Source organism: Streptomyces sp. SID3212 (assembly GCF_009865405.1).
In the GTDB taxonomy this organism is placed as follows: domain Bacteria; phylum Actinomycetota; class Actinomycetes; order Streptomycetales; family Streptomycetaceae; genus Streptomyces.
Map to the genome: position 1 here is coordinate 1 of NZ_WWJY01000218.1, position 4,182 is coordinate 4,182.

Here is a 4,182-nt window from a genome sequence, read left to right on the forward strand (position 1 = left end):
GTCGCGGTCGGGCGCCTGACCCGGCCGTACGGCGCGGGGCCCGCCGACGCGCCTCCCGCCGGCGGCCCTCCTGCGGAAGTTCCCGGCCGACGCGCACTGTGAGTAACCCCACGAAGCGGACAAATGATCATTATCGGCTGCGAGAGTGGCTCTCCGTAGGTCACGCGCTCTTCACCGCTGATTCCCCCGCCCCACGACGGGTGTTCACGGTGCCGAGCCACGAACCCCTGGGAGCACCCTCTTGGCAGCCCTCGCGCGATGGTGCGTCAGGCATCGCCTGCTCGCTGTCCTCCTGTGGCTGACCACACTCGGCGGCGTCACGGTGGCGGCCCAGGTGATGGGGTCCGCGTACTCGAGCTCCACCAGCTCCGACACCTCCGGCAGCGAGTCCGGTCTCGCGGCCCGGCTCCTCACCGAGAAGTTCCAGGGGCTCGGCGGTGACAGCGACTCCGTCGTCTGGCACACGGACCGGGGCTCGGTCCGTACGGGCGAGGTCCGCCAGGACATGAGCAGGACGCTCGCCACGATCGCCGAGCTGCCCGGGGTCTCGTCCGTCGTCAGCCCGTACGCCCCCGACGGCGACGGCCGGATCAGCGCGGACGGCCGTACCGCCTACGCGACCGTCACCTTCGACCAGCAGGCCGACGACCTGCCCGAGGCGCGGGCCCGGGCGGTGGTCGACACCGCGAAGGCCGCCGCCACGGACACCCTCGACGTGGACCTGGGCGGTGACGCCGTCGCCCTCACCCAGGGCTCGACGGGCGCCCACCTCACCGAGATCGTGGGGGTGGCCGTCGCCGCCGTCGTCCTCTTCCTGGCCTTCGGCTCGCTCGCCGCCAGCGCGCTGCCCCTCGCCACCGCGCTCGTCTCGGTCGGCACGGCGTACGCGGGCATCGTGCTCCTCGGCCATGTGATGACCGTCGCCGACTTCGCGCCCATGCTCGGCCTCCTGATCGGCCTCGGTGTCGGGATCGACTACGCGCTGTTCATCGTCACCCGCCACCGCAAGGGCCTCAAACGCGGGCTCACCGTCACCGAGGCCGCCACCAACGCGGTCGCGACCACCGGCAGAGCCGTCGTCTTCGCCGGGGCCACCGTCTGCATCGCCCTGCTCGGCATGCTGGTCCTTCGGCTCGGCTTCCTCAACGGCGTCGCGATCGCCGCGTCCCTCACCGTCGTGCTGACGGTCGCCGCGTCCGTCACCCTCCTGCCGTCCCTGCTGTCGTTCGTGGGGACGCGCGCCCTGAGCCGGCGCGAACGCGCGCGGCTCGCCGCCCGCGGCCCCGAGCCCGAGGTCCCCGGCGGCTTCGCCGTCCGCTGGTCGCTGTTCGTGGAACGCCACCCCAAGCTGCTGGGCGCGGTCGCCGCCGGGGTGATGCTGCTGCTGGCCCTGCCCACGTTCTCCCTCCACCTCGGCACCTCCGACCAGGGCAACGACCCCGCCACGACCACCACCCGGCAGGCGTACGACCGGCTCGCCGACGGGTTCGGCCCCGGCGTCAACGGGCCGCTCGCGCTGGTCGCGCACCTCGACGGCGCGGACGACCGGCTCGCCATGGACCAGCTGCCCGACCTGCTCCGTACGACCGAGGGGGTGGCGTCCGTCGGCCCGATCATGTTCAACGGCAGTGGCGACACCGCGTCGCTCACCGTCGTACCGACGTCGGCCCCGCAGTCCCGCCGGACCAGCGAGCTGGTCGACCGGTTGCGTACGGACGTGGTCCCGCGCGCCGAGACCGACACCTCCTTGGAGGTGTACGTCGGCGGGGTCACCGCCAGCTACGACGACTTCGCCGCCACGATCGTCGGCAAACTGCCGCTCTTCGTCGGGGTGGTGATCAGCCTCGGCTGTCTGCTCCTCCTGCTCGCCTTCCGCTCCCTGGGGATCCCGCTCAAGGCGGCGGTGATGAACGTGGCCGCCGTCGCCTCGTCCTTCGGGGTGGTGGTCGCGATCTTCCAGTGGGGGTGGGGGAGCGAGCTGCTGGGGCTCGGCGGCGGCGGGCCGATCGAACCGTTCCTCCCCGTGATCATGGTGTCCGTCCTCTTCGGTCTCTCCATGGACTACCAGGTCTTCCTGGTCAGCCGGATGTACGAGGAGTGGCTGGAGACCGGCGACAACAGACGGGCCGTACGGGTCGGGCTCGCCGAGACCGGACGGGTGATCAACTCGGCGGCCGTCATCATGATTTCGGTGTTCCTGGCCTTCGTCCTCAGCGGCGAACGCGTCATCGCGATGTTCGGCATCGCCCTGGCCGCCGCGGTCGCGCTGGACGCGTTCGTCCTCCGTACACTGCTGGTGCCCGCGCTCATGCACCTGCTCGGCGGCGCCAACTGGTGGCTGCCGAAGCGGCTGGACCGGTGGCTGCCACGGATCAGCGTCGAGGCGCCCGAGTACCGTCCGGCCGGGACGGTCCACGAGGCACGGCACCGGGTGACCGCGGTGAAGAGGGAGTCGGATGTTCGCGACATCGCTGGGTGACGGGGCGGAGCTGCGTCCCCTGGAGCCCTGGCAGGCCGGGGAGTTCCTCGCGCACATGGACCGGGCCAGGACCCTGGTGAACGAGCACATCCGCTTCGCCCAGCTGGTCACCGACCTGCCGTCCGCACACGCGGTGCTCACCTCGTACGCCGAGAAGCAGGCGGCCGACGGCGGGCGGATCCTCGGGATCTGGCTGGACTCCACGCTGGTCGGCGGGGTGCTCTTCCCCGCGTTCGACGCGGAGGCCGGGACCTGCGAGGTCGGGTGCTGGCTCGAACCGGCCGGTACGGGACGCGGACTGGTCACCCGGGCCGCCCGGACGATCATCGACTGGGCCGTACGGGAGCGCGGGATCCACCGCGTGGAGTGGCTGGTGTCCTCCGAGAACGGTCCGAGCATCCGGGTCGCCCAGCGGCTGGGAATGACCCGGGAAGGCGTGCTGCGGGACAACTATCCGCACCGGGGGAAGCGGCAGGACACCGAGGTCTGGTCGGTTCTCGCCCCCGAGTGGCGGCCGTGACCGGGCGCGGGGGACCCGCCGGGGGTTGAGCCACTTCCGGTCAGTTCCGGCGTTCTCAGGAAGTTCTCAGACTTCGCCCCTAGCGTGCGCCGTATGAACCCCACCTCCAAGACCCAGACCCCCGAGCCGGAGTCGTCCCAGGACCCCACGCCTGAGAACGCCGCGGCCACCGAGCCCAAGGCCGGGGAGAGCGACGTGCGTGACGAGGCGGTGCCCGCGGCCCGCACGGCGGACCCCGCCGAGGGGACCGGCGCGGCGGACGGCGCGCTCGTGGTCGAGTTCGACGACGAGTCCACCGACGACGACGGCGACGACGACTTCGCGGACGAGCTCGCCGCCGGGCGCGGCCACTCCGGCCTGGGCTCCATGGCCGGTGCCTTCCTCGCCCTGGCCCTCGGCATCGTCGGCCTGACCGGCACCTGGTTCGGCAAGGTCCTCTCCGAGCGCGAGGCGCTCTCCGGCCAGGTCAAGCTGGACCAGAGCGCCACGGCCGCCAAGCAGATCTCCGAGGGGTACGCGGACGCGTGGCACGCCTCCGCCGCCGCCAACGGGGTGGTCGCGCTGCTCGCGCTGCTCGTCGGCGCCATCGTGGTGGCCCTGCCGCAGCGGACCGGCTGGGTGCGCCCGGTCGCCGTCGCGGGCGCCGTCCTCGGCTTCGTGGGCATCCTGGTCGCGCTGGGCATGTACTTCGACATCTTCGCGTCGATCCCGGTGCCGCCCGCGCCGCCGGCCGCCCCGGCGGCTCCGTAAGCACGCGGCGGACGACCGCTTTCCCTCCGGGCTCTCCGCCCGGCTTCCTCTCGGCTTTCCTCTCGGCCTAAGGCCCCCGCGCGCTTCACCGCCGGAGCCTTAGGCCGTACCTATGTCCGTACGTCCGCACCCCCGCGCCCGGCCCCGTGCCTAAGGCCCCCGCGGTCCGGAAATGCGGCACTCTCCCGATGTGGGCGGACCCCCTGGGCGGCGAAGGTGGAGGCATCACCGGACGCCGACGCCGGAACCTTCGCCCCAGGGGGAACACCATGTTCGAGTACGAACTCCAGAAGATCCACACCGACGAGCTGCTGCGCCGGGCCGCCCAGGGGCGGCTCGTCCGGGAGGCCCGGGCCGCGCGCCGGGAGGCGCGGCGAGCCGCCAGGGACGCCGGGGAGGGGCCGGTGAACCCCCTCCGCGAACGCTTCGCGCG

At 72.7% G+C, this 4,182-nt stretch carries 3 protein-coding genes; all 3 read left to right on the forward strand.

All coding sequences use genetic code 11. From position 1 onward, the window contains the following. Positions 1-241 precede the first annotated feature (241 nt). The 3 genes from GT042_RS06395 to GT042_RS06405 all read left to right on the forward strand — a co-directional run bounded on the left by GT042_RS06395 (position 242) and on the right by GT042_RS06405 (position 3,749). Positions 242-2,479 (forward strand): MMPL family transporter, encoded by a 2,238-nt coding sequence (locus GT042_RS06395; RefSeq protein WP_161307728.1) that lies wholly within the window; start codon positions 242-244, stop codon positions 2,477-2,479. Continuing rightward, the gene (locus GT042_RS06400) at positions 2,457-2,999 is read left to right on the forward strand and encodes a GNAT family protein (RefSeq protein WP_161307729.1); all 543 of its coding nucleotides are present in this window, start codon (positions 2,457-2,459) and stop codon (positions 2,997-2,999) included. The genes GT042_RS06395 and GT042_RS06400 overlap by 23 nt, the downstream gene beginning before the upstream one ends. A 93-nt stretch (positions 3,000-3,092) precedes the next feature. Next, a complete protein-coding gene (locus GT042_RS06405) occupies positions 3,093-3,749 on the forward strand; it encodes a hypothetical protein (RefSeq protein ID WP_161307730.1) in 657 nt (218 codons plus the stop codon). Positions 3,750-4,182 lie beyond the last annotated feature (433 nt).

Bases quoted from the DNA above. Each gene is read 5' to 3' on its own strand.
- GT042_RS06400 (WP_161307729.1), top strand. From the start codon at position 2,457: ATGTTCGCGACATCGCTGGGTGACGGGGCGGAGCTGCGTCCCCTGGAG.
- GT042_RS06405 (WP_161307730.1), top strand. From the start codon at position 3,093: ATGAACCCCACCTCCAAGACCCAGACCCCCGAGCCGGAGTCGTCCCAG.